The sequence below is a fragment of the Microbacterium sp. cx-59 genome, assembly GCF_020805625.1.
GTDB lineage: Bacteria > Actinomycetota > Actinomycetes > Actinomycetales > Microbacteriaceae > Microbacterium.
Map to the genome: position 1 here is coordinate 1 of NZ_JAJHGO010000001.1, position 23,272 is coordinate 23,272.

Here is a 23,272-nt window from a genome sequence, read left to right on the forward strand (position 1 = left end):
CGCCGATGGTACTGCAGGGGGGACCCTGTGGGAGAGTAGGACACCGCCGGACTTCTTTTCACAAAACAGTAAAGGCCACCCAGTGACGGGTGGCCTTTACTGCGTTACGGACACCCTCCAGAAGGAGTTTTCCTGCCGACGGGCATTGTTACGCGATCATCGCGCGACAATGCCCGTTTTTGCGTTTTCGTCACATGAGCGAGCGGCATCCCCCGCTCGCTTAGTCTCGGTTCATGGCCGATAGCTACACCCACGGACACCACGCCAGCGTGCTTCGCGCACACGAGTGGCGCACCGTCGACAACTCCGCTGCGTATGTGGAGAGCCGATTCGTTCCCGGCGCGCGAGTGCTCGACGTGGGCGCCGGCCCCGGCACGATCACGGTCGACATCGCACGGCGCGTGGCGCCGGCAGAGGTCATCGGTATCGACGCCGCAGCCGATGTCGTGGCACGCGCACGCGCATACGCCGCATCCGAGCACGTCGGCAACGTGACCTTCGACACCGACGACGCCTACGCGCTGTCGCACGCCGATGCATCGTTCGACATCGTGCACGCCCACCAGGTCCTGCAGCACCTCGCCCGGCCCGTTGACGCTCTGCGCGAGTTCCGACGGGTCGTCGGTGACGGTGTCGTCGCCGCGCGCGACGTCGACTACGAGGGAGTGATCTGGTACCCGCTCCTGCCGGCCCTCGCCGAGTGGCACGACGTCTACCTGCGCGTACACCGGCTCGTCGCGGGCGACCCGTCCGCGGGGCGCAAGCTGAAGTCCTGGGCGCGCGAGGCCGGCTTCTCCGAGATCACCGCATCCGCATCGCTCTGGTTGTTCGAAAACGACGAGGACCGCGCGTGGTGGGGCGGTCTCTGGGCGGAGCGTGCCCTGGAGTCGTCTTTCGCTCAGCACGCCGTCGAACTCGGGGTCACCGATCGGGCCGGGCTGGAACGCATCGCCGCGGGATGGCGAGCGTGGGCCGAAGCGCCCGACGGATGGTTCCTCATGCCCCACGGAGAGATCATCGCCGCCGGCTGACGCCGTCAGCGTGACGGGTGGTCGAACGACCAGGAATCCGGTGACCGTCCGAGCGCCTGGGCCCAGGTGGCGGACGCCCACTGGAGGTGGAGGATCGCCGCGGTCGGCATCCCCGTGACCGTACCGGTCAGAGCGAAGGCCAGAGAGCTGAGCCCCGGATCGTGTGCCACGAGCAGGATGCGGTCGGTGCCGCTTCCTTCCGCGACCGCCAGGAGGGCGTCCGGTTCGGCGCCGTAGAGCCGCTCGTCCTCCTCGAGGGCAACCCCGAGCGCGTGCGCATAGACCGCCGCCGTGTCGCGGGCGCGGACGGCGGTGCTGCAGATGACTCGACACGCGTGCGGCGACTGCTCTTGCAGGACGGTCGCCATCCGGGCGGCGTCACGTCGTCCTTTAGCGCTCAGCGGCCGGTCGTGATCGGTCTGCGTGGCGGATCCCCAGGCCGCATCCGCGTGCCGGGCGATCGTCAGTTCGATCATGCGGTCGCCTCCGGTCTGCGGAGATAGAGCCAGGCCCGACGCCCGCTGGCCACCGTCACGCGTGCGCGCCGGTACAACGGCACCTGGAACTCGTCGGCCGCATCGAGCTCATCCGGGCTCAGATGCAACAGTTGTCCGGGCACCTTGTCGAGCTCGCTGCCGGTCGGACGCAGGAGGGGGAGAACCGTGTGCGCCGTCGGGTCCGCGGCCCGGGGATCTTCGCCGTCGCAGTAGCGCAGCGCGTACCCGGGGAGGATGTCGTCGTCGGCGTGGACCAGCCGCCCGAAGACATCGAGCTGCGTGGTCGGGCGCAGAAGCGTGCCGTATGCGAAGAGCAGCTGGTCTGCGGAGCCGGGCACGCGCTCACGCTATCGCCTTACGCGCCGAAGATCGCGTGCGCGACGGTGAAGATCAGAAGTCCGGCGAGAGATCCGACGATCGTGCCGTTCAAGCGGATGTACTGGAGATCCCGCCCGACCATGAGCTCGATCTTCTCGCTGGTCTCCGCCGCGTCCCAGCGCTCGACCGTGTCGGTGATGACCGACGCGATGTCGTGGCGGTAGCGCTCGACGAGGAAGACCGCCGCATCCGTCACCCAGCCATCGACCCGGCGCTGCACGGTCTCATCGGTGACCAGGCGATCGCCGATCTCCGCGAGCGCCGCGGCGCCCCGGCGGCGCAGACCGCTGTCTTCGTCGTGGAGAGCCGTGACGAGACCGTTCTTCGCGGTCGTCCACGCGTCTGCGGCGAGCTCCCGCACGCGCGGCGAATCGAAGACCGTCGTCTTGGCGTCCTCGAAGCGTCCGATCGTCTCGGGGTCGTGCTGAAGGTTATCGGCGAGGCGCTCGAGGTACGTGTCGATCGCGAGACGCGCGCGGTGCTCCGGGTCGGCGCGCACCGCCGCGGTGAACTTCACGGCCTCGTGATAGGCGGCTTCGTCGATCAGGTTGTGCACCATCGACGGCACCCACGACGGCAGCCGGCGCGACAGGAGCCCGGCGAACGCGTCGCGGTTCGACTCGAGCCACGTGCCGATGCTGTCGGCGGCGAGGTCGACGGCCTGGTGATGCGCGCCGGTCGCGACGAGCCGCTCGAGCCAGCCCCCGAGGGGCGGGCCCCATTCGGGGACGATCAGGTGTTCGCGGGCGAGGTCGGTGATGACGTCCTGCACGTCTTCGTCGCTGAGTGCCTCGAGGACGTTCGCGATGATGGTCGCGGCCTCCGAGGCGACGCGTTCGGCGTGCTCGGGGGTGCGCAGCCACTCGCCGAGACGCGCGGCGATCGGGGTCGCGGAGAGCCGGGCGCGGATGACGTCGCCGGAGAGGAAATTCGTCTCGACGAACTCCCCGAGCGTGCGGCCGATCTCGTTCTTGCGGGTCGGGATGATCGCGGTGTGCGGGATCGGCAGTCCGAGGGGGCGTCGGAAGAGCGCCGTGACGGCGAACCAATCCGCGAGCGCACCGACCATTCCGCCCTCGGCCGCCGCACGGACGTACGCGAGCCACGGAAAGCGCTCCTGCAGGGAGAAGGCGATCACGAAGACGACCGCGAGGGCGATCAGCGCCCCGAGAGCGATGCCCTTCATCAGACGCAGTCCGCGTGCGCGTTCCTGGTCTGCGGCGCTCAGCAGAGCCATCGGTGTGCGGGCCATTCGGCCATCCTCGCACGGCGTACTCTGAACGCGTGATCGACGACATCAAGAAGCGCGCGCTCCACCGCACCAGTATCCTCGAGGGGCAGTTGCGGGGCCTCTCGAAGATGATCGAGGCCGAGGACTACTGCATGGATGTCATCACGCAGTCCCGCGCCATCCAACGTTCGCTCGAGTCGCTGAACAAGCTGCTGCTCGAGAACCACCTCCGCACCCACGTGACCGAGATGTTCGATGCGGGTGGAGAGGACCGCGACCAAGCGGTCGCGGAGCTGCTGAAAGCGTTCGACTTCTCCGGCAAGTAACCGGTCGACGTCAGCCGACCAGGTCGCCGCGCTGACTCGTCCAGTTCGGATCGAAACTGCGGTTGCCCGCGATCCGGCCGGCGACACCGTCGAGCTCCTGCATGGCGGCCGCATCCAGTCTCACCGCGACCGCGGGGATCCACTCGTCCACGTGCGCGGCGAACCGGGATCCGGGAATCGGTGCGATCGAGACGCCGATCGCGTCTGCGCGCGTGTAGAGCCAGGCGAGCGCGAGCTGGGCGCCGGTGAGGTCGTGCCGTGCGGCGATCGAGAGATAGTCGGCACGGAGCGGAGCGTTGGCGGCCAGATTCTCGGGGAGGAACCGCGGGAACTTCGGCCGACCGTCGCCGTCGCCGATCTGTTCCGGGGCGAAGCCGTCGGTCAGCCACGCGCGGCTGAGCGGCGAATACGGCACGAAACCGATACCCAGCTCTGCCACGGTCGGCACGACCGAGAGCTCGACGTCTCGACTGACGACACTCCACTCGGTCTGCACGGCAGCGATCGGATGCACGGCGTGGGCCCGCCGGATCTCGTCGGCCGTCGCTTCGGACAACCCGAGATGGCGGACCTTGCCCGCGGCGACGAGCTCGGCCATCGCGCCGACCGTTTCCTCGATCGGCACGTTCGGGTCGACGCGGTGCTGGTAGTAGAGGTCGACGTGGTCGGTTCCGAGCCGTTGCAGGCTCGCGTCGATCTGCTCGTGCACGTAGGCGGCGTCGCCGCGGATCCCGCGTCGTCCGATCCGTCCGCCGTCGATGCCGAACTTGGTGGCGAGGACGATGTCGTCGCGACGCATGGCGATCAGGCGCGAGATGGTCCGCTCACTGCGGCCGGCCCCGTAGATGTTGGCGGTGTCGACGAACGTGAGCCCCCGGTCCACGGCGTGCGTCAGCGTCGCGAGAGCCGTCTCGTCGTCCACGGGGCCGTAGACGTCGCTGAGGCTCATGGCGCCGTAACCGAGGGCGCTGACGACGAGATCGTCGCCGAGTCGGATGCTGTCGATCGCGGTCATCGCGACTCCTGTTCGTCGAGCGGACCGAGCCAGGCGGACGCGACGGTCGCGTGCGCCGACTCGGGGTCGGAGGGGTGGAAAGCGCCGGCGAGCACGTCTCGGTAGAGGCGCCCGAGCTCATTCGAAGAGAAATACGACGACCCCCCGGCGACGAGGATGGCTTCGTCGACGACCTGCTTGGCCGTGGCGGTGGCGCGGTGCTTCACGCCGGCGAGCAGCGAGAACCAGCGCGGACCGTGAGCGGTCGCCGCATCCACGTCTCTCGCGAGGGCGTCGAGCTGCGGGCCGAGGGCGTCGTAGGCGAGGGCCATCTCCGCCACCCGCCAGCGGATGTCGCCGTCCTGGCTGTACGCCCGCCCGGTCTTCTTCGACCGGCGGGTGCGGGCCGCGTCGACGGCGAGGTCGAGGGCGCGCCGCGCGATCCCCGTGTAGACCGACGCCACGAGGATCTCGAAGACGCTGAAGATTCCGAAGACGATCGGATCGGGGTTCGGCCCGGGGGCGATCCGGCGCACCACGCGCTCGGCGGGGGCGACGGCGCCGTGGAGCTCCGTCGTCCGAGACTGGGTGCCGCGCATGCCGACCGTGTCCCAGTCATCGCGCGTCACGACCGCGTCGCTCCGCGGCACGAAGGCGTACACGAGCTGGGGGCCATCCGGCGATGTCGTATCCAACCCGTGCAGGCCGAGCTGCGTCCAGACGGGGGAGAGAGACGTGAAGATCTTCGTGCCGGTGAAGGCGTACGAGCCGTCGGCGCGGGGGACCGCATCCGTTCCGCTGCCGAACAGCACCAGGTCGTTGCCGGCCTCGCTGATGCCGAAGGCGAAGACTTCGCCGGCGACCGACCCGGTCTGCACGAACGCGAGGTCGTCGATGCCGCGATCGCGCAGAACCTTCGCCACCCCGGTCCAGACGAGGTGCATGTTGATCGCGAGCGCCGTGGCGGGCGCCGCCGTCGCGAGGCGCTGCTGGAGAACGGATGCTTCGGCGAGACTTAGCCCCGCACCTCCCCGGTCGGCGGGCACGAGGATGGAGAGGTAACCGGCGTCGCGGAGTTCGCGCAGGTCGTCCTCCGGGAAGACGTTGTCGCGATCGACGCCGGCCGCGCGGGAGCGGATGCGTTCGAGCAGATCGTCGGGAAGATACCGGGCCGCGTCGAACGTCATGCGAGCGCCTTCCGGAGCGCGGCGACGGTGGCGGCCGGGCGATCCCGGTGCGGCGAGTGGCCCGCCTTCTCTACGATCGACATCGTGATGCGGTCGTTCGAGGCGAGCACCTCCGCGGCGGTGCCGCCGGTGAAGATGCTGTAGACGGCCGGGTCGGATCCGAGCACGTGGGTCGGCACCGCGAGGCGCGCAGCGGCGTCGCGCTCGTCCCACTGCGGGTTCTGCTCGCTGGTCTGCTCGACCGCCCACACGCTGGCCTGCTGCGCCGCGGTCGCCTTGAGTTCGATGTCTTGCGGGTGCCATCGCGGATGCTGGGCGCGCACCGCTTCGGGCGTCGGATCGGCGAACGCGGCCTCCTGGCTGTTGCGCACGATCTCGCGGTCGGCGGGCAGGAGATGGAGTGCGGGGTCGACGAGGATGAGCCGCGCGGTCCAGTCCGGGTGATCGGCCGACGCGCGGACGGCGGCGGCGCCTCCGAGGGAGTGCCCGATGACGAGATCCCACGGGTTTGTGCGCTCGGAGGTCGTGGCGGCAACGTCGGCGGCGTACGCCGCGATCGAGTAATCGAGCGCGCGCGGCGCCTGCGCGTGACCGCGCAGATCGACGGCGACGGCGTACCAGCCGTCTTCGGCCAGAGCCGTGCCGTAGCGCCACATCAGGGCAGCGGACGAGCCGAGGCCGTGGATCAGCAGCGCATGACGGTCGGCGGCAGGACTTCCCCAGGCGAGACGGGGCAGGACGACGGAAGCGGGCATACCTCGAGCGTAGAGCCGAACCCGATGGGCTGCGCCGTGCGTGTTGCGCGCTGTGACGGGCCCCGCCGCATCCTCGCACCCCTCCGTTCCTTCCGGAAAGCGCGATCGACGAAAGGCGGTCAGGTGATGATGTGGGTCGGCTCGGTGTCGGGGATGGGGCTCGGATCCCGGTGGCGGAGATCGGGGAAGCCGCGGACGAAGACGACCGAGACGATGACGCCCGCGACGCCGAAGACCGCGGCGGCGATGTAGGCGCCCTGAGGACCGACCCCGTCGATGAGGAACCCGGCGACGGCGGAGCCCGCGGCCGCGCCGATCAGCTGCCCGGTGCCCACCCAGCCGTACGCCTCGGCGGTGTCGCTGAACTTGACGCTCGCGGACGTGATCGCGAACAGCACGGCGAGGGCCGGAGCGATTCCGATGCCGGCGAGGAAGAGCGTGCCGCTTAGCCACCAGACATCGAGCGAGATCATGGTGAGCGCGAGTCCGACCGCGACGATCGCCATCCGCCGTGCCATCGCCCACGGCCCCATCGGGATGTGTCCGAAGGAGAGGCCGCCGGCGAGGCTGCCGACGGAGAAGATCGCCAGCACGAGACCGGCTTCGAGGCCCCCGTGACCGAAGGTCGCGACGACGCCGGCCTCGACCGCCGAGCAGGCGCCGATGAGGAGGAGCCCGATGACGGTGGCGAGCAGGACGGTGGGGCGCGCCAGCACCTTGCCGAATCGGCGCTTGCTGCGCGGGATGCGGACGCGGCCGACCTCGGGGGAGAGCACGAACCAGGCGCCGCCCCCGATCAGGATCACCACGATGAGGATGAGGGACTCCCAGGTGCCGACCTGGGTGGCCACGAGGGTGATGACGACGGGCGCCAGGATCCAGATGATCTCCTGCAGCGACGCGTCGAGCGAGTAGAGCGGGGTGAGCTGGCGGGAGTTCACGAGCTTCGGGTAGATCGTCCGCGCGGCGGACTGGATCGGGGGAGTGGACAGTCCGGCGATGAACCCGAGCGCCATGTACCCCGGCAGCTCCATCGTGATGAGCGCGATCGCGGCGATCGCCGCCGCGCACACGAACATCGTGAGCGTGATGACCTTCCGCATGCCCCAGAGGCCCATCCAACGGCTCGTGACGGGCCCGGCGATGGCCTGTCCGACCGAGGTCGCCGCGAGCACGAGTCCGGCCGCACCGTACGAGCCGGTGACGAACTCGATGTGCAGCAGGATGCCGAGGCTGGTCATGCCGTTGGGGAACCGGGCCGTCAGCTGGGCGGCGATGATTCGCCCGACGCCCGGAGTACGTAAGAGATCCCGATAGCCCGCCACTGCACAACGGTATCGCGCCGCCGTGCCCGCCGCCGAGCGGCACGGGCGGACACCACGAGGACACCCCGCGGACACCGCTGCGACACGCCGAGACGTGGGCGGGGTCGGAATTCGGATGTCGGTGGCCCGGCGTAGCGTCGGACCTGTGGATTACTTCTCGAAAAAGGAGCGATCGAGCCCTGGATCTGCGATTTCACAGGGTCCGGGACACGCCGTCGCCTGTGGATGAAACGGTGGAGAACCTGTGTTGTAGATGGGGACAACGGTGGAAAATGACACCGATGTAACTACTACCCCTTGTGGTGCTTCCGGGCACCCGTACCCATATGTAGTATTGAGGTCCCGGCAGCACCACAGCCGGAAAATCTTCATCACCGAAGGGAGAAGACCAGTTCACATGGCTATCACCGTCTACACCAAGCCTTCCTGCGTGCAGTGCACCGCGACCTACCGCGCACTGGACTCCAAGGGCATCGAGTACAACGTTCTGGACCTTTCCGAGGACCCCGCGGCCCTCGAGCAGGTCAAGGCCCTCGGCTACCTGCAGGCCCCCGTCGTCATCACGGACGAGGACCACTGGTCGGGCTTCCGTCCCGACAAGATCGACGAGCTGGCATCCCGGCTGGTCTGAGTAATGGCAACCGCTGTCGCAGACCACGTCGGCGCGGTTGCCTCCGAGGGGACGGGCGACCGCTCCAACACCCTGCTCCTGGTCTACTTCTCGAGCGTGTCGGGTAACACGGCGCGTTTCATCGAGAAGCTCGGGAAGCGGGCGGTGCGGATCCCGCTCCGTCCCACCGACCCCGTGCCCGTCATCGACGAGCCGTTCGTTCTGGTCACCCCCACCTACGGGGGCGGCCAAGGACGCGGTGAGGAGAAGGGTGCGGTACCGAAACAGGTGATCCGGTTCCTCAACGGAGAGCAGAACCGGAACCTCATCCGGGGAGTCATCTCCGCAGGCAACACGAACTTCGGCGCGGCCTACTGCCTCGCCGGAGACATCATCAGCCGCAAGTGCCGTGTGCCGCACTTGTACCGGCTCGAACTTTTCGGCACGCCAGAAGACGTCGAACGCATCAGCGAAGGATTAGAACGATGGTGGAAGCAGTACTGACCGACACGGGCTTCAAGTCCGATGCCCGCTTCGAGGGGCTCGATTACCACTCCCTCAACGCGATGCTCAACCTCTACGACGCGAACGGGCAGATCCAGTTCGACGCCGACAAGCGCGCGGCTCAGGAGTACTTCCTGCAGCACGTGAACCAGAACACCGTGTTCTTCCACTCCCTGCAGGAGCGTCTCGACTACCTCGTCGAGAAGGAGTACTACGAGCCCGGTGTGCTCGCCAAGTACCCGATCGACTTCATCCAGCAGATCAACGACTTCGCGTACGGAAAGAAGTTCCGCTTCGAGACCTTCCTCGGCGCCTTCAAGTACTACACGAGCTACACGCTGAAGACGTTCGACGGAAAGCGCTACCTCGAGCGCTTCGAGGATCGCGTCGTGATGACGGCGCTCGGCCTCGCCGACGGCGACCAGAAGCTCGCGCTGCAACTCGTCGATGAGATCATCTCGGGCCGCTTCCAGCCGGCCACGCCGACCTTCCTGAACACGGGCAAAGCGCAGCGCGGCGAGCTCGTCTCCTGCTTCCTGCTCCGCATCGAAGACAACATGGAGTCGATCGCCCGCGGCATCAACTCCGCGCTGCAGCTCTCCAAGCGCGGCGGCGGCGTGGCGCTGCTCCTGTCGAACATCCGCGAGTCGGGTGCGCCGATCAAGCAGATCGAGAACCAGTCCAGCGGCATCATCCCCGTCATGAAGCTCCTCGAAGACAGCTTCAGCTACGCGAACCAGCTCGGAGCGCGTCAGGGTGCCGGTGCGGTGTACCTCTCGGCCCACCACCCCGACATCATGAAGTTCCTCGACACCAAGCGTGAGAACGCCGACGAGAAGATCCGTATCAAGACGCTGTCGCTCGGTGTCGTCATCCCCGACATCACGTTCGAACTCGCCAAGAACGGCGAAGACATGTACCTCTTCTCCCCGTACGACGTGGAGAAGGTCTACGGAGTGCCGTTCGGCGACATCTCGGTCACTGAGAAGTACCGCGAGATGGTCAACGACGCGCGCATCAAGAAGACGAAGATCAACGCCCGCGAGTTCTTCCAGACGCTTGCCGAGATCCAGTTCGAGTCCGGCTACCCGTACATCATGTTCGAAGACACGGTGAACAAGGCCAACCCCATCAAGGGTCGGATCAACATGTCGAACCTCTGCAGCGAGATCCTGCAGGTGAACACGCCGACGACCTACAACGAAGACCTCTCCTACGCCGAGATCGGCAAGGACATCTCCTGCAACCTCGGTTCGATGAACATCGCCCTCGCGATGGACGGCGGCGACCTCAGTGGCACCGTGAGCACCGCCATCCGGGCGCTCAGCGCGGTGAGCGAGCAGAGCCACATCCGCTCGGTGCGCTCGATCGAAGACGGCAACGACCGTTCGCACGCCATCGGCCTCGGTCAGATGAACCTGCACGGATACCTGGCGCGCGAGCACGTGCACTACGGCTCCGAAGAGGGCATCGACTTCACGAACATCTACTTCTACACCGTGCTGTTCCACGCGCTGAAGGCGTCGAACGCGCTGGCCATCGAGCGCGGACACGCCTTCGACGGCTTCGCCGACTCGACCTACGCGTCGGGGGAGTTCTTCGACAAGTACCTCGAGCAGGAGTGGGTGCCGCAGACCGCACGCGTGCAGGAGCTGTTCGCCGGTCACCACATCCCGACCCAGGGCGACTGGGCCGAGCTGAAGGCCTCGATCCAGAAGCACGGCATCTACAACCAGAACCTGCAGGCCGTGCCGCCGACCGGATCGATCTCGTACATCAACAACTCGACGAGCTCGATCCACCCGATCGCCTCGAAGATCGAGATCCGCAAGGAAGGCAAGCTCGGTCGCGTCTACTACCCGGCTCCGTTCATGACGAACGAGAACCTGGAGTACTACCAGGACGCGTACGAGATCGGCTACGAGAAGGTCATCGACACGTACGCCGCGGCCACCCAGCACGTCGACCAGGGCCTGTCGCTGACGCTCTTCTTCAAGGACACCGCGACCACGCGCGACATCAACAAGGCCCAGATCTACGCCTGGCGCAAGGGCATCAAGACGATCTACTACATCCGCCTGCGGCAGATGGCGCTCGAGGGCACTGACATGTCCGAGTGCGTCAGCTGCATGCTCTGACGGTCGCTGCGAACTGCGAGAAGGAACGATGACCGAGAAGCTCAAGCTGTTGACCGCCGTCCAGGCGATCAACTGGAACCGCATCCAGGACGACAAGGACCTCGAGGTCTGGAACCGCCTGGTGAACAACTTCTGGCTGCCCGAGAAGGTGCCGCTGTCCAACGACATCCAGTCGTGGAACACGCTGACGCCCGACGAGCAGACGCTCACGATGCGGGTGTTCACGGGGCTCACGCTCCTCGACACCATCCAGGGCACGGTCGGCGCGGTGTCGCTGATCCCGGATGCGATCACCCCTCACGAGGAGGCGGTGTACACGAACATCGCCTTCATGGAGTCGGTGCACGCGAAGAGCTACTCGTCGATCTTCTCGACGCTCGCCTCGACGCCCGAGATCGATGACGCGTTCCGCTGGTCGTCCGAGAACGAGAACCTTCAGAAGAAGGCGCACATCGTCATGGACTACTACCGTGGCGACGAGCCGCTCAAGCGCAAGGTCGCCTCGACCCTGCTCGAGTCGTTCCTGTTCTACTCGGGCTTCTACCTGCCGCTGCACTGGTCGGCGAAGGCGAAGCTCACGAACACGGCCGACATCATCCGCCTCATCATTCGTGACGAGTCGGTGCACGGCTACTACATCGGGTACAAGTTCCAGAAGGGCATGGAGCAGCTCACCCAGCCCGAGCGCGACGAGATCAAGGACTACACGTTCTCGCTGCTCTACGAGCTCTACGACAACGAGGTGCAGTACACGCAGGACCTCTACGACGCGGTCGGCCTGACCGAGGACGTCAAGAAGTTCCTGCACTACAACGCGAACAAGGCCCTGATGAACCTGGGCTTCGAGGCGATGTTCCCGGCCACGGTCACGAACGTGAACCCGGCGATCCTCTCGGCCCTGTCGCCGAACGCTGATGAAAACCACGACTTCTTCAGCGGGTCGGGTTCGTCCTACGTCATCGGCAAGGCCGAGGCGACGGAAGACGACGACTGGGACTTCTGAGTCGAGCAACACAGAAGGGGCGGATGTTCATCATCCGCCCCTTCTGTGTTGTCTGCGGGACTTCTACTCTGGCCCTGTGGACAGAGAAACCCTCGAAGTCGTGTACTTCCTCGCCGGCCTCATCGGCCTGTTCGTCTTCACGTGCGCGGTGGGCATCGCGGCCGCGATCCGGCGACGCTGACCGGCGTTCGAACCACGCGCCGCGACGATCACGGTTTCCCCGCGTCGACCCATCTCGTGTGCGCCTTCAGCGCCGACAGGACGGCCCAGCGGACGGCGAGTGCCGCCACCACGACGATGAGTGCGATCACCAGAACGTAGCCGAGCAGGATCAGAATGTGCCATCCACCGAGACTTGCCATCATGCCCGGAGCCTAGCGGCCCGTGCCGTCGCGCCGACAGGCCACCGAGGCCTTAGCTCTTCGCGAGCGCAGCCTTCGCATAGGCGACGATCGCGTTCGCGTGCCCGTGGCCGAGACCGTGATCGTCCTTCAGTGACGTGACGACGGCCATGTGGGTCTTGCCCGCATCGAGTTGTTCGACCACCACATCCAGCCACTCCTGCACCGGCCGACCGTAGGTCTTCTCGATGCTCGGAAAGTACGACGCTGGGCCCTTGGGCTTCTCCGCGCCGGTGAGGTCGGGGGCCACCACTCTGTGCGTACTCATGCGCCCAGGCTAGGGCAGCATCCGTGTGTCGTCTGCGGCGTCCTTCGTGCACGTGCACGCGTCTGTGTCTGGGGCTGTGTCTGCGGCGCCGTCGCCGTCACGGGATTCGGAGATGTCACCGGATTCGGAGGCTTCGCGTGAAAACCCTCCGAATCTCGTCGCATCTCCGAATCTCGCGACGCGCGAGTGCGGGGCGAGTGGATGCGGGCGGGGCGGGGTGGGCGTCACACGTCGTCACCCGTTTTGGGTCCTGCGGGACGACCCCGGATGCTGGAAGCACAGCCCGGACCCGCGTCGCATCGCAGCGTCCGGGCCGGACGCACCACCACCGGAACCGCCCCCGACCCGGAAGCCGAGCATGACCGCGCACGCCCCGCACGACGACACGATCCGCAGCCTCCTCGAGGAGCGACGCACGTTCCCGCCGCCGGCCGCGTTCACCGCGCAGGCGAACGTCACGCCGGAATGGATCACCCGGGAATGGGTCGAGCGCGCGGGCGAGGATGCGGAGACGTTCTGGACCCACCGGGCCGACGCGCTCGAGTGGGCGGAGCCCTGGCACACCGCGCACTCCTGGACGCCGACGGATGGAGACAGCGTGCCGGCCGCGGAATGGTTCGCCGGCGGAAAGCTGAACGCATCCGTCAACGCCGTCGATCGACACGTTTCCGCGGGCCACGGCGACCGGGTCGCCTTCCACTTCGAGGGCGAGCGCGGTGACCGCCGCACGATCACCTACGCCGAGCTGCAGCGCGAGGTCGCCAAAACGGCGAACGCGCTCACGGCACTCGGGGTCGGCGTGGGCGACCGGGTGGTCGTGTACCTGCCCGTGCTCATCGAGACCGTCATCATCCAGCTCGCGACCGCGCGCATCGGCGCCATCCACTCGCTCGTCTTCGGGGGATTCTCGGCGGAGGCCGTGCGGTTCCGAGTGGAAGACACCGGCGCGAAGCTCCTCGTCACGACCGACGGACAGTTCCGCCGCGGCCAGGCCGTGCCGGTCAAACACCAGGCGGATGCGGCCGTTGCGGGCGTCGAGTCGATCGAGCACGTGCTCGTCATCCGTCGCACCGGCGACGAGGTGCCGTGGACCGAGGGCCGCGACGTGTGGTGGCACGACGTGGTGGACGGCGCATCCGACGTGCACGAACCGGAATTTTTCGACGCCGAGACGCCGCTCTTCATCATCTACACGAGCGGCACGACGGGAAAGCCCAAGGGTCTCGTGCACACGACGGGCGGATGGCTGACCCACGTCGCGTGGACGTTCTGGGCCGTATTCGACGCAAAACCCGAGACCGACGTGTACTGGTGCACGGCCGACCTCGCGTGGGTCACGGCGCACAGCTACGAGACCTACGGGCCGCTGCTGAACGGGATGACGAGCGTGCTCTACGAGGGCACTCCCGACACCCCGTCGTGGGAGCGGCACTTCCAGATCCTCCAGCGCTACGGCGTGACGACGTACTACACGGCGCCGACCCTCATCCGCTCGCTCATGAGCCGGTACCCCGATGGGCCGCCCGCGTCGTACGACCTGTCACACATCCGCCTGCTCGGCACGGTCGGCGAAGCCATCAACCCGGAGGCCTGGGTGTGGTTCCACCGGTATCTCGGTCGCGGCGAAACCCCGATTGTCGATACCTGGTGGCAGTCCGAGACCGGCGGGGCGATCGCTGCGCCGCTGCCCGGAGTCTCGACGCTCAAGCCCGGATCGGCACTCACCGCGCTGCCCGGACTGACCGTACGCGTGGTCGACGCGGACGGACGCGACGTCGGGCCGGGAGGCGGGGGACTGCTCGTCATCGACGGCACCTGGCCGGGCATGTCGCGCACGGTCTGGGGAAACCCGGAGCGGTACCGCGACTCGTACTGGAAGCGGTTCGCGGACCAGGGATTCTTCCTCGCCGGAGACGGGGCGAAGCTCGACGACGACGGTGACCTCTGGGTGCTCGGCCGCATCGACGACGTCATCAATGTCTCGGGGCACCGGCTGTCGACGATCGAGATCGAATCCGCTCTGGTCGCGCACCCGAAGGTCGGCGAGGCGGCGGTCGTCGGGGTGGCCGACGACCTCACGGGCCAGGCGATCGCCGCGTTCGTGACGGGCGATGGTGAGGCCGCCGAGCTGCGCGGGCACGTCCGCACCTCCATCGGCCCGGTTGCGCAGCCGAAGTTCGTGTTCACGGTGCCCGACCTGCCGAAGACCCGCAGCGGCAAGATCATGCGCCGACTCCTCGTCGACCTCGTCGACGGCCGACCGCTGGGTGACACGACTTCGTTGCAGGACGAGACCGTTCCGCCGAGGATCGCCGAGATCGTCCGCATCCACCTCGGCCGCTGATCCCGGCGGCGCGCCCGGTCCGGCCCCGCCCCGGTCCGGCCCCGCCCCGGTCCGGCGCCGCCCCTGGTCCGGCGCCGCCCCTGGCCCGGCACCGGCCCCGGCTGCTGACCCACCTCCTGCCGAACTGTGCTGCGTCGGCATGTCCCACTATTCGCGCAGCATGTCCCAACTTTTGCCGCTCTGGCACCGCTATTGCGGCAAAAAGTGGGACATGGGGTGGAGGGTGAAGGGCGCTGGGTGCCGGGTAGACAGCGAGAGGGGAGAGAGGCGGAGGGGGAGCGCGGCGAGGGGAGAGAGGCGGAGGGGGAGCGCGGCGAGGGGAGAGAGGCGGAGGGGGAGAGCGGCGAGGGGAGAGAGGCGGAGGGGGAGCGCGGCGAGGGGAGAGAGGCGGAGCGGAGACCGCCGGCTGGGTGAGGGGCGCGGGGCGCTGGGATCAGCGGGCGACGGATGCGGTGACGGTGAACTTGCCGTTGCGCGCGATCTGCCGGGTCGGGCCGACGATCCGCTCGAGCTCACCGCGGTAACGGAGCGCCGAGTTCCACACGGTCCACAGCTCGCGGCCCGGCCGGAGTGCTCGTGCGGCATCCGCGAACAGGTGCGCGGCCAGCCTGGTGTCGATCGCGGTGCCGGAGTGGAACGGCGGATTCAGGGCGATGAACGACGCGCTCGAGTCGGGGAGCGCGGAGAGGGCATCGTCGCGCACGACCGTGATCCGATCGCCGGCCTCGTTCGCGGCGGCCGTTGCGCGGGCGGAGGCGACGGCCACCGCCGACGGGTCGGACGCGTAGACGGAGAGTTCCGGATGCCGCCGGGCCAGCCACGCGGCGACGACACCCGACCCGCAAGCGAGGTCGACGACTCGGCCCTCGGCGGGGATCGTCTCGGGCAGATGCTCGAGCAGGAATCGCGTGCCGATGTCGATGGACGTGCCGGCGAAGACGCCGCCGAAGCCGCAGACGACCAGCCCGTCGTGGGTCGCGCGACGGGGTTCCGGGTCGCGGCCGTTCCGGGGGCCCTGAGCGATGAGCACCCGCGACTTCTGTCGGGCGTGGGTGATGTCGAGGCGGGAGAAGTTCTCACCGAGAACGGCGTTCATGCCGACCGACATGTGCTTCAGGCGGCCGCCGGCGAAGACCACGACATCGGGTGCCGCGTGTGCGGCGATAGCTCCCGCGATGTCGCGCAGCTCATCGAGCGACTTCGGCAGCCGGAGCAGGACGACGCGCGCGCCGCGCAGCAGCTCGGGGGAGAGGGGAACGGATGCGACCGCATCCGTGAGTCCGGTGCGTTCCGCGTTCGCTGCGAGCGCACGTTCGCCGAGCAGGGAGTCCTGGTGCACGCGCACGACGCCGTCCGTGCCCGCGTCGGCCGCTCCGAGGGCCATCGCTCCGTATCCGTCGCCGATGACAGCGATGTCGGTGCGGGGGAGATCGGCGCGGGCGGCGGCGGATTCGTCGAGAATCAGGCGGTCCGCCGCATCCACCGCGAGCTGATCCGGCCCTTCGATGTCGGGCCAGCGTCGCAGGGCATCGAAGGAGAATGTCACCCGTCCACGCTACTGCCCGGCCCGCGGTCGGGCGCGCCGGTAGCATGGGATGATGCCAGACTCGCCGCAGGCGCAAGCCGCCGGTCGGCGACCTCCCTTCAGTCCCGTGATCTCGCTGTTGACGGTCGCCTCTGTCTGGGACGGCCGTCTCAACGCCGCACTCAAGCCCCTCGGTCTCACGACCCGGAAGTACGGGCTGCTCGCCCACGTTCAGGCGACGCCCGGTATCTCGTTCTCGGAGCTCGCGCGCCGTTCGCAGATCACGGTGCAGACCGCCCACACCGCGGTCAAAGCGCTCGCCGCCGAGGGATTCGTCGAGGACGTCATGGCGCACGCCGGCTCTGCTTCCGACCTCCGGGTGACCGAGAAGGGAACCGGGGCTCTCGCGGCGGCCGATGAGCAGCTCGCGGCCCTCGACCGGGTCTTCGGCGGGGGTGTGCCCGAACTCACGACCGCACTCCGGGGACTGCACGAAGCGCCGTTCGGAGAGAACCTTCAGGAACACTGAAGCTATCTCCGCTAGCGTGGGGAGCGGCGATCGCACCCGACCCGCGGACGCCGTGGAGGATGCCCGTGTTCCGCACGCCCCTGGCGCTGTTCCGTACTCTCGCGATCGCCGAAGCCGTCTCCTGGACGCTTCTGATCGCGGGGCTGATCATCCGTGCGACGGCCGATGCGCCGATCGCGGTCACGATCGGCGGCGCGATCCACGGCTTCGTGTTCCTCTCCTACGGCGCCACCGCGATCATCGTCGCGAAGAATCAGCGCTGGTCGGCGGGTGCCGCGATCCTCGCCATCGGCAGCGCCGTGATTCCTTACGCGACGATCCCTACCGAGCTTTGGCTGCACCGCACATCACGCCTGAGCGGCGAATGGCGCCGCACGGAGACCGCCGACCCGCGCGACGCGCGGTGGCATGACCGGCTTCTGCGGATGCTGCTGAACCACCCGTGGGCTTTCGGAATCGCGATGTTCGTGCTGGTCGTGCTCGCGTACGTCGTGCTGCTGAACGCGGGCCCTCCCGGCGGACGCAGCTGACGGGCGCGGCTCTTATCGAGCGCGGCGCTTATCGCGCGCGGTCCTTATCGAGCGCGGCGGACGTGGATCGGCAGTGCCATCGCCAGCGAGATGAGCAGGATGCCGGAGACGAAGACGATCGCCTGGAATCCCTCGAGCGAGAAGGAGATGCCGAACGCGAACATCCCGAGCAGGAACAGCAGCAGGGATACGATGAACATGGAACTCCTTCGCAAAGACTGCCCCCAGCGTATCCGCTTCGAGGCCCCTCCGCGTTTCGGGACGGCTAGGTCGACGACGTCGCGGCGCCGGGGGTCGCGGATGCGGGCGGCCGCACGTCCCGCGCGAGCCGGGTCGCTCCCACCACAGCCGCCGGCATCGTCAGCACGGCGCCCAGCGGGATGAGGAAGCACAGCTGCGTCGCGACGCCGAAGCCGAACGCGCGCGCGCGGTGTGCGCGCAGCATCCGTCGTCGTGCGCGGTGGTCGATACCGCGCACGGTGAGCGCTCGTCCGGAGAGTTCGTCGGCGAGGATCCAGCCCGACAGTAGGATGCCCGTGATCGCACCGAGCGCGCCGCCGACGAACGGGATCAGCCCGACGGCGAAGGCGATGATCGCGGCCAGGATGCCGCGGAGGATGAGGGATGCGGCGTCCGCGATCCCGGCCCAGAAGCCGCCGTCCGTGTCGAGCGGTTCATCCGGCGCCTCCGCGGCTTCCACGCCGCGCCAGATGCGGTCGTAGAACGGTTCGCCGATCAGGAGCGTCAACGCGGTGAACAGGGTCGCGGAGAGCAGGAGCGCCGCGCCGAACACGGCGGTGCCGGCGGCGATCCGGACCACGAACGGCCACGGCGCGTCCCACCCGTTCGCGAACGGGGTGAGGGTCTCGGCGAGCGGGGCGATCCAGAATCCCAGGGTGACGAGGGCCGCCGCGAGCACCAGGCTCACGACGGCGGCGGGGACGAGGCCGAGGAGCATGAGCCCCGGTCGCACGCGCCACCATCCGAAGCCGCCGAGCAGGGTGCGCACTCCCGCGAAGAACTCCGACACGACGCCATCGCGGCGGGGGTGTTCGACGTGCGTCATCGGGAGTCCTCCGGCTGCGGGATGGATTCGAGAGTATCTGGGAATATCGCGAGCGCAGGACCGTTTAACTTGATAGAACCGTGCTCAACTACGCAAAATATAGTTGAGCCACCCCCACTCACTTGCCCCCAGGAGGCATACATGCCCGAAGACGTCACGGGCCCGTCCGACACCGACGGCCAGAGCGCATTCGACGAGTTCCTCAGCCGCTACCTGCGCGGCGAGCAGGCTCGCGCGGCGCGGTCGATCGACCTCAGTCGGTTCCTCAGCATGGGTACGCAGCAGATCCTGCAGGACGCCGGACGCTTCGCGCTCGCGCGCGGTCAGCACGAACTCGACGTGCTGCACGTTTTGTACGCCATCGTCCAGCACGCGTCTGCCCGCGAGGCCGTCGCTCGCGTCGGTTCCGACCCGGACGCGATCGAGCGTTCGATCGAAGAGCGCCTCCCGCAGGAGGGGCCGGCGGCCGATGTCGACACGGCCGTGCTGACCACATCCGTGCAGCGCGCGCTGTTCCACGCCTTCCAGGTCGCACGCTCCTCGGGGTCGACCTACATCGATCCCGAGCACCTCTTCTTCGCGCTCGTGCTCGCGCAGGACAGCCCGGCCGGCCGGGTGCTCGCCGACGCCGGCGTGACGGCCGAAGCCCTCACCGAGGGACTCCGGGAGCCCGTCGCGCCGGGAACGGACGCGACCGAGGCACGTGACGGCGCCGCCACGATGCTCGACACGTACGGCGACGACCTGACGGCGCGCGCCGCCGCGGGGGAGCTCGACCCGGTGATCGGGCGGGCCGACGAGATCGAGCAGACCGTGGAAATCCTCAGCCGTCGCACGAAGAACAACCCCGTGCTGATCGGTGAAGCGGGCGTCGGCAAGACCGCGATCGTCGAGGGCCTCGCGCGCGCGATCGTCGCCGACGACGTGCCCGAGCAACTGCGCGGAAAGCGGGTCATCTCGCTCGACCTCGCGGCCATGCTCTCCGGCGCGCGGTACCGCGGCGACTTCGAAGAGCGCCTGACCAAGACGATGGACGAGATCGCGGACCTCCGCGGCGACGTCATCGTGTTCATCGACGAGGTGCACACCGTCGTCGGTGCGGGCGCCGGTGGCGACGGCGCGATGGACGCGGGCAACATCCTCAAGCCGCGCCTCGCGCGCGGCGACCTGCACCTGATCGGCGCCACGACGCTCAAGGAGTACCGCGTCATCGAGAAGGACTCGGCGCTCGAACGCCGGTTCCAGCCGGTGCGGGTCGGTGAGCCGTCGATCGTGGACGCCGTGGAGATCCTGAAGGGGCTGCGACCGGCGTACGAAGAGCACCACCGTGTCACGTACACGGATGCCGCGCTCGCCGCGGCCGTCGAACTCAGCGACCGCTACGTCACCGACCGCGTGCTGCCCGACAAGGCCATCGACCTGATCGACCAGGCCGGCGCGCGTCTGCGCCTGCGCCTCGGCGCGGGGGTCGACACGGCCGCGCTGATGGCGGAGTTCGCGGTGCTCGAGGCGGAGAAGAACTCTGCCGTCGCCGCCGAACGGTACGAGGAGGCGTCGCGCCTGCGTGATGAGATGACGCGCGTTCGCGCCCGGATCGACGAGGCCACGAGCGTTCAGTCCGAGCGCCCGGATGCGGTCGTCGACGAACCGCAGATCGCGGCGGTCATCAGCCGGGCGACCGGCATCCCCGTGAACCGGATCACCGAGTCCGAGCGCGAGCGTCTCGCGACTCTCGAGCAGGAGCTGCACAACCGCGTCATCGGCCAGGATGCGGCCGTCACGGCGGTCGCGACATCGGTGCGGCGCAATCGCACCGGGATGGGCGATCCGCACCGCCCGATCGGGTCGTTCCTGTTCCTCGGCCCCACCGGCGTGGGGAAGACCGAGCTTGCTAAGACCCTCGCGCAGTCGCTGTTCGACGATGAGAACGCGGTGATCCGCTTCGACATGAGCGAGTTCGGCGAGCGCCACACGGTATCGCGGCTCGTCGGTGCTCCTCCCGGATACGTTGGATACGACGAGGCCGGACAGCTGACCGAACGCGTGCGTCGGAACCCCTACGCCGTCGTGCTCTTCGACGAGATCGAAAAGGCACACCCGGATGTGTTCAACCTGCTGCTGCAGGTCTTGGACGACGGGCGCCTGACCGACGGCCAGGGGCGCACGGTGGACTTCCGCAACACGGTCATCGTGATGACCTCGAACATCGGTGCCGAATTCCTCGCGTCGCGGTCGGTGGCCATCGGATTCATCGCCGACGGCGGCGGCGCCACCGGATTCGGCTCCGAGGGCGACCTGCGTGATCGCGTCATGGCGAAGGTGCGCGAGGCCATGCGGCCCGAGTTCCTCAACCGCATCGACGACATCGTGCTGTTCCGGAAGCTCGATCGCCCTCAGCTCCGCGAGATCGTGTCGCTCATGCTGACCACGACCGAGGGTCGACTGGGAGCCCGCGAGATCGGGTTCGAGGTGTCGGAGTCGGCGGTGGATTGGCTCGCCGACCGCGGGTACGAGCCCGAGTACGGCGCGCGGCCGCTGCGCCGCCTCATCCAGCGTCAGATCGACGACCGAATCGCCGACCTGCTCGTGAGCGGCGAACTCGGCGACGGGGGCGCGGTGCGGGTGGATGCGGTCGGCGGCCAGCTGGTCGTCGCGACGGTGAGCGTGCTCGCCGACGCGGCCTGACGATCACGGATGAAGAGCCCGGGGCCCACCGCCCCGGGCTCTTCGTCATCTGCCGGGCTGCGCGCCTGCGGGTCTGCGGGGCGGCGCGTCGGACGGCGGAGGGCGAGTCCTGTGCGCCGGATGCGGCCTCCGGGCGCAAGCTCGGTACATGACATCCGCCACCGTTTCGCTCGGCGTCGCCGGGTCGCTCGGCCCCGCCCTCATCGCCCGGATCGCCGGTTCCGCCGAGCGAGCCGGCTTCCACGCGCTCTGGGTCAACGACACCCCGGACGGCGATGCCCTCGCCGCACTCGCGGCGGCCGCCGCCGTGACCGAGCGTCTGGTCCTCGCCACCGGGGTCGTGCCGCTCGACCGCCGCGCCCCGAGCGAGATCTCCGACGCCGTCTCGCGCATCGACGCGCCGGATTCCCGCATCCGGATCGGGCTCGGCTCGGGCGCCGCCCGCACCGGCCAGCTCGCGCTCGTGCGCGACGGCGTCCGCCGCATCCGCGATCGACAGGCGGTCGGCCTCGTGGTCGGGGCCCTCGGGCCGCGGATGCGTGCACTCGCCGCCCGCGAGGCCGACGGTCCGCTGCTGTCGTGGCTTCCGCCCGCGGTTGCCGCCGAGCAGAGCCGTGACGCGCACGATCTCGCGCCCGCCGCACGGGTGTGCCTGTACGTTCGCGCGGCGGTCGACGCCGCGGGGATCGAGCGGATGCGGGAAGAGGCCGCGCGATATGCCACCTACCCGAACTACGCCGCGAACTTCGCCCGGCTGGGCGTCGGCGTCGAGTCCACGGTCCTTCCCGCGCCGGGCGACGACGGCATCGCGGCGGGTCTGGTGCCGTATCTCGGCGCCGTCGACGAGGTCGTGCTGCGGGCCATTCCCGCCGACGACAGCCCCGACGCCTACGCACGTTTCATCGACGCGGCTGCCGCCGCCATCACCGCAGCACGCGACACCGCAGAACAGGACGCCGCAGCACGCGACACCGCAGCGCGTGACGCCGCAGAACAGGCCGGCGCGTGAGGCGCGGACGCGGCGGGCACCGCATCCGTTCCGTGTTGCGAACCATCGCACGCCTCGCGCTCGCCGCGCTGCTGACGGCCGCGGGTGTGTCGCACCTCACGTGGGGGCGCCGCGGTTACCGCATCGTCGTGCCGGAGTGGGCGACGCGGATGCTCCACACGAGCACGGATGCGATCGTCGTCGGCTCCGGCGTGGCGGAGATCGCTCTCGGCGCCGCGGCGCTCCTGCCCCCGCCGCGGCGAGCGATCGCGGGCTACGCGATCGCCGCGTTCTTCGTGGCGGTGTTCCCGGGCAACGTCCACCAGTGGCGAACGGGCCGCCCCGCGCCGTTGATGCGCACCGATCGGGCGCGCTTCGGGCGGTTGTTCCTGCAACCGGTGCTGGTTGTCTGGGCGCTGTGGGCCACGGGCGGGTCCGGTCGCCGCGCCTGACCAGCGCATCGGCATCGATGTCGCGCTGACGGGCGTCCGCCGGTCAGCACAGCGCGTCGCGAGACATTCGGGCTCGACACGCGCCGCGTTCGGGAGTGGACTGAGGACATGAGGAATTTCGCGCGTTGGCTGCTCGCAGCCGCCATGGTGTTCGCCGGCGTCAGCCACCTGTTCTGGGCCCGGAAGGAATTCCAGGCGCAGGTGCCGGACTGGACGACCGAAGTGGTGCCGCTCGACAAGGACGCCGTCGTGCTCGCGTCGGGCGTCGCGGAGATCGCCCTCGGCGTCTCGTTGGTCGCCCTGCCTCGACACCGTCGCCGCGCTGGCACGGTTCTGGCCCTCTTCTTCGCGGCCGTTTTCCCGGGCAACATCGCGCAGTTCACGTACCGCCGCGACGGCTTCGGTCTGGATACCGACGTGAAGCGTCTCGTGCGGCTCTTCTTCCAGCCGGTGCTCATCGCGTGGGCGCTGTGGAGCACGCGGACCCCGCGCGCCTGAGACTCGA

At 68.6% G+C, this 23,272-nt stretch carries 25 protein-coding genes; 13 read left to right on the forward strand and 12 right to left on the reverse strand.

Annotation, left to right across the window (positions count from 1 at the left end; genetic code table 11):
• Window positions 1–233: 233 nt before the first annotated feature.
• The gene (locus tag LMI96_RS00005) at window positions 234–1,031 is read left to right on the forward strand and encodes a methyltransferase domain-containing protein (RefSeq protein ID WP_223720561.1); all 798 of its coding nucleotides are present in this window, start codon (window positions 234–236) and stop codon (window positions 1,029–1,031) included.
• A gap of 5 nt (window positions 1,032–1,036) precedes the next feature.
• On the opposite strand, the gene LMI96_RS00010 is transcribed toward LMI96_RS00005, so the two are convergent.
• From LMI96_RS00010 to LMI96_RS00020, 3 genes are read right to left on the reverse strand one after another with little or no spacing between them, the layout of a single operon-like run.
• Complete coding sequence (locus LMI96_RS00010; RefSeq protein ID WP_228360047.1) at window positions 1,037–1,507, reverse strand: histidine phosphatase family protein; 471 nt, start codon at window positions 1,505–1,507, stop codon at window positions 1,037–1,039.
• Window positions 1,504–1,866 (reverse strand): gamma-glutamylcyclotransferase family protein, encoded by a 363-nt coding sequence (locus tag LMI96_RS00015; protein WP_228360048.1) that lies wholly within the window; start codon window positions 1,864–1,866, stop codon window positions 1,504–1,506. The genes LMI96_RS00010 and LMI96_RS00015 overlap by 4 nt, the downstream gene beginning before the upstream one ends.
• Window positions 1,867–1,883: 17 nt before the next feature.
• On the reverse strand, window positions 1,884–3,158 hold the full coding sequence (locus tag LMI96_RS00020) for a DUF445 domain-containing protein (protein ID WP_228360049.1): 1,275 nt from the start codon (window positions 3,156–3,158) through the stop codon (window positions 1,884–1,886).
• Window positions 3,159–3,190: 32 nt separating this feature from the next.
• Here LMI96_RS00020 and LMI96_RS00025 point away from each other — a divergent pair, with 32 nt between their 5' ends.
• Window positions 3,191–3,463 carry a metal-sensitive transcriptional regulator gene (locus LMI96_RS00025; RefSeq protein WP_223720565.1) on the forward strand — a complete coding sequence of 91 codons (273 nt, stop codon included), beginning with the start codon at window positions 3,191–3,193 and terminating at the stop codon, window positions 3,461–3,463.
• Between the two features lie 10 nt (window positions 3,464–3,473).
• Here the strand turns inward: LMI96_RS00025 and LMI96_RS00030 are convergent, their stop codons facing one another.
• From LMI96_RS00030 to LMI96_RS00045, 4 genes are all read right to left on the reverse strand, one after another.
• Window positions 3,474–4,478 carry an aldo/keto reductase gene (locus LMI96_RS00030; protein ID WP_228360050.1) on the reverse strand — a complete coding sequence of 335 codons (1,005 nt, stop codon included), beginning with the start codon at window positions 4,476–4,478 and terminating at the stop codon, window positions 3,474–3,476.
• Window positions 4,475–5,644, reverse strand: coding sequence for an acyl-CoA dehydrogenase family protein (locus tag LMI96_RS00035; RefSeq protein ID WP_228360051.1), 1,170 nt, complete (start codon window positions 5,642–5,644; stop codon window positions 4,475–4,477). Before LMI96_RS00035 ends, LMI96_RS00030 begins: the two co-directional genes overlap by 4 nt.
• Window positions 5,641–6,399 (reverse strand): alpha/beta fold hydrolase, encoded by a 759-nt coding sequence (locus LMI96_RS00040; protein WP_228360052.1) that lies wholly within the window; start codon window positions 6,397–6,399, stop codon window positions 5,641–5,643. The genes LMI96_RS00035 and LMI96_RS00040 overlap by 4 nt, the downstream gene beginning before the upstream one ends.
• Before the next feature lie 119 nt (window positions 6,400–6,518).
• On the reverse strand, window positions 6,519–7,724 hold the full coding sequence (locus LMI96_RS00045; RefSeq protein ID WP_228360053.1) for an MFS transporter: 1,206 nt from the start codon (window positions 7,722–7,724) through the stop codon (window positions 6,519–6,521).
• Between the two features lie 397 nt (window positions 7,725–8,121).
• On the opposite strand from LMI96_RS00045, the gene nrdH reads away from it, so the two are divergent.
• The 4 genes from nrdH to nrdF are packed head-to-tail and all read left to right on the forward strand — an operon-like array spanning window position 8,122 to window position 11,979.
• On the forward strand, window positions 8,122–8,355 hold the full coding sequence (gene nrdH, locus LMI96_RS00050; protein WP_223720570.1) for a glutaredoxin-like protein NrdH: 234 nt from the start codon (window positions 8,122–8,124) through the stop codon (window positions 8,353–8,355).
• A gap of 3 nt (window positions 8,356–8,358) precedes the next feature.
• Entirely contained in the window at window positions 8,359–8,838 is a 480-nt protein-coding gene (gene nrdI / locus LMI96_RS00055; RefSeq protein WP_228360054.1) for a class Ib ribonucleoside-diphosphate reductase assembly flavoprotein NrdI, read from the forward strand.
• Window positions 8,820–10,976, forward strand: a complete 2,157-nt coding sequence (gene nrdE, locus LMI96_RS00060) for a class 1b ribonucleoside-diphosphate reductase subunit alpha (RefSeq protein ID WP_223720572.1) — start codon at window positions 8,820–8,822, stop codon at window positions 10,974–10,976. Before nrdI ends, nrdE begins: the two co-directional genes overlap by 19 nt.
• 28 nt (window positions 10,977–11,004) lie before the next feature.
• Window positions 11,005–11,979 carry a class 1b ribonucleoside-diphosphate reductase subunit beta gene (gene nrdF, locus LMI96_RS00065; protein WP_223720573.1) on the forward strand — a complete coding sequence of 325 codons (975 nt, stop codon included), beginning with the start codon at window positions 11,005–11,007 and terminating at the stop codon, window positions 11,977–11,979.
• Between the two features lie 209 nt (window positions 11,980–12,188).
• Here the strand turns inward: nrdF and LMI96_RS00070 are convergent, their stop codons facing one another.
• Both LMI96_RS00070 and LMI96_RS00075 read right to left on the reverse strand, forming a co-directional pair.
• Window positions 12,189–12,344, reverse strand: a complete 156-nt coding sequence (locus LMI96_RS00070; protein ID WP_223720574.1) for a hypothetical protein — start codon at window positions 12,342–12,344, stop codon at window positions 12,189–12,191.
• A 49-nt stretch (window positions 12,345–12,393) separates the two neighbouring features.
• Window positions 12,394–12,648, reverse strand: coding sequence for a DUF4287 domain-containing protein (locus LMI96_RS00075; RefSeq protein WP_223720575.1), 255 nt, complete (start codon window positions 12,646–12,648; stop codon window positions 12,394–12,396).
• Between the two features lie 358 nt (window positions 12,649–13,006).
• Here LMI96_RS00075 and acs point away from each other — a divergent pair, with 358 nt between their 5' ends.
• Window positions 13,007–14,992 (forward strand): acetate--CoA ligase, encoded by a 1,986-nt coding sequence (acs, locus tag LMI96_RS00080; protein ID WP_228360055.1) that lies wholly within the window; start codon window positions 13,007–13,009, stop codon window positions 14,990–14,992.
• Window positions 14,993–15,425: 433 nt separating this feature from the next.
• Here the strand turns inward: acs and LMI96_RS00085 are convergent, their stop codons facing one another.
• A complete protein-coding gene (locus tag LMI96_RS00085; protein ID WP_228360056.1) occupies window positions 15,426–16,538 on the reverse strand; it encodes a methyltransferase in 1,113 nt (370 codons plus the stop codon).
• A 52-nt stretch (window positions 16,539–16,590) separates the two neighbouring features.
• Between LMI96_RS00085 and LMI96_RS00090 the strand changes: the two genes are divergently transcribed.
• Together LMI96_RS00090 and LMI96_RS00095 are read left to right on the forward strand one after the other, a co-directional pair.
• Window positions 16,591–17,046 carry a MarR family winged helix-turn-helix transcriptional regulator gene (locus LMI96_RS00090; RefSeq protein WP_228360057.1) on the forward strand — a complete coding sequence of 152 codons (456 nt, stop codon included), beginning with the start codon at window positions 16,591–16,593 and terminating at the stop codon, window positions 17,044–17,046.
• A 65-nt stretch (window positions 17,047–17,111) separates the two neighbouring features.
• Window positions 17,112–17,576, forward strand: coding sequence for a DUF3817 domain-containing protein (locus LMI96_RS00095; RefSeq protein WP_223720578.1), 465 nt, complete (start codon window positions 17,112–17,114; stop codon window positions 17,574–17,576).
• 44 nt (window positions 17,577–17,620) lie between these two features.
• Here the strand turns inward: LMI96_RS00095 and LMI96_RS00100 are convergent, their stop codons facing one another.
• Window positions 17,621–17,776, reverse strand: coding sequence for a hypothetical protein (locus LMI96_RS00100; protein ID WP_223720579.1), 156 nt, complete (start codon window positions 17,774–17,776; stop codon window positions 17,621–17,623).
• A gap of 65 nt (window positions 17,777–17,841) precedes the next feature.
• Window positions 17,842–18,642, reverse strand: coding sequence for an EI24 domain-containing protein (locus LMI96_RS00105; protein WP_228360058.1), 801 nt, complete (start codon window positions 18,640–18,642; stop codon window positions 17,842–17,844).
• Window positions 18,643–18,783: 141 nt separating this feature from the next.
• Between LMI96_RS00105 and LMI96_RS00110 the strand changes: the two genes are divergently transcribed.
• The 4 genes from LMI96_RS00110 to LMI96_RS00125 all read left to right on the forward strand — a co-directional run bounded on the left by LMI96_RS00110 (window position 18,784) and on the right by LMI96_RS00125 (window position 23,265).
• A complete protein-coding gene (locus LMI96_RS00110) occupies window positions 18,784–21,327 on the forward strand; it encodes an ATP-dependent Clp protease ATP-binding subunit (protein ID WP_228360059.1) in 2,544 nt (847 codons plus the stop codon).
• A gap of 148 nt (window positions 21,328–21,475) precedes the next feature.
• Window positions 21,476–22,336 carry an LLM class flavin-dependent oxidoreductase gene (locus LMI96_RS00115; protein WP_228360060.1) on the forward strand — a complete coding sequence of 287 codons (861 nt, stop codon included), beginning with the start codon at window positions 21,476–21,478 and terminating at the stop codon, window positions 22,334–22,336.
• A gap of 35 nt (window positions 22,337–22,371) precedes the next feature.
• Entirely contained in the window at window positions 22,372–22,767 is a 396-nt protein-coding gene (locus LMI96_RS00120) for a hypothetical protein (RefSeq protein WP_223720866.1), read from the forward strand.
• Window positions 22,768–22,875: 108 nt separating this feature from the next.
• Window positions 22,876–23,265 carry a hypothetical protein gene (locus LMI96_RS00125; protein ID WP_228360061.1) on the forward strand — a complete coding sequence of 130 codons (390 nt, stop codon included), beginning with the start codon at window positions 22,876–22,878 and terminating at the stop codon, window positions 23,263–23,265.
• Window positions 23,266–23,272: the final 7 nt, after the last annotated feature.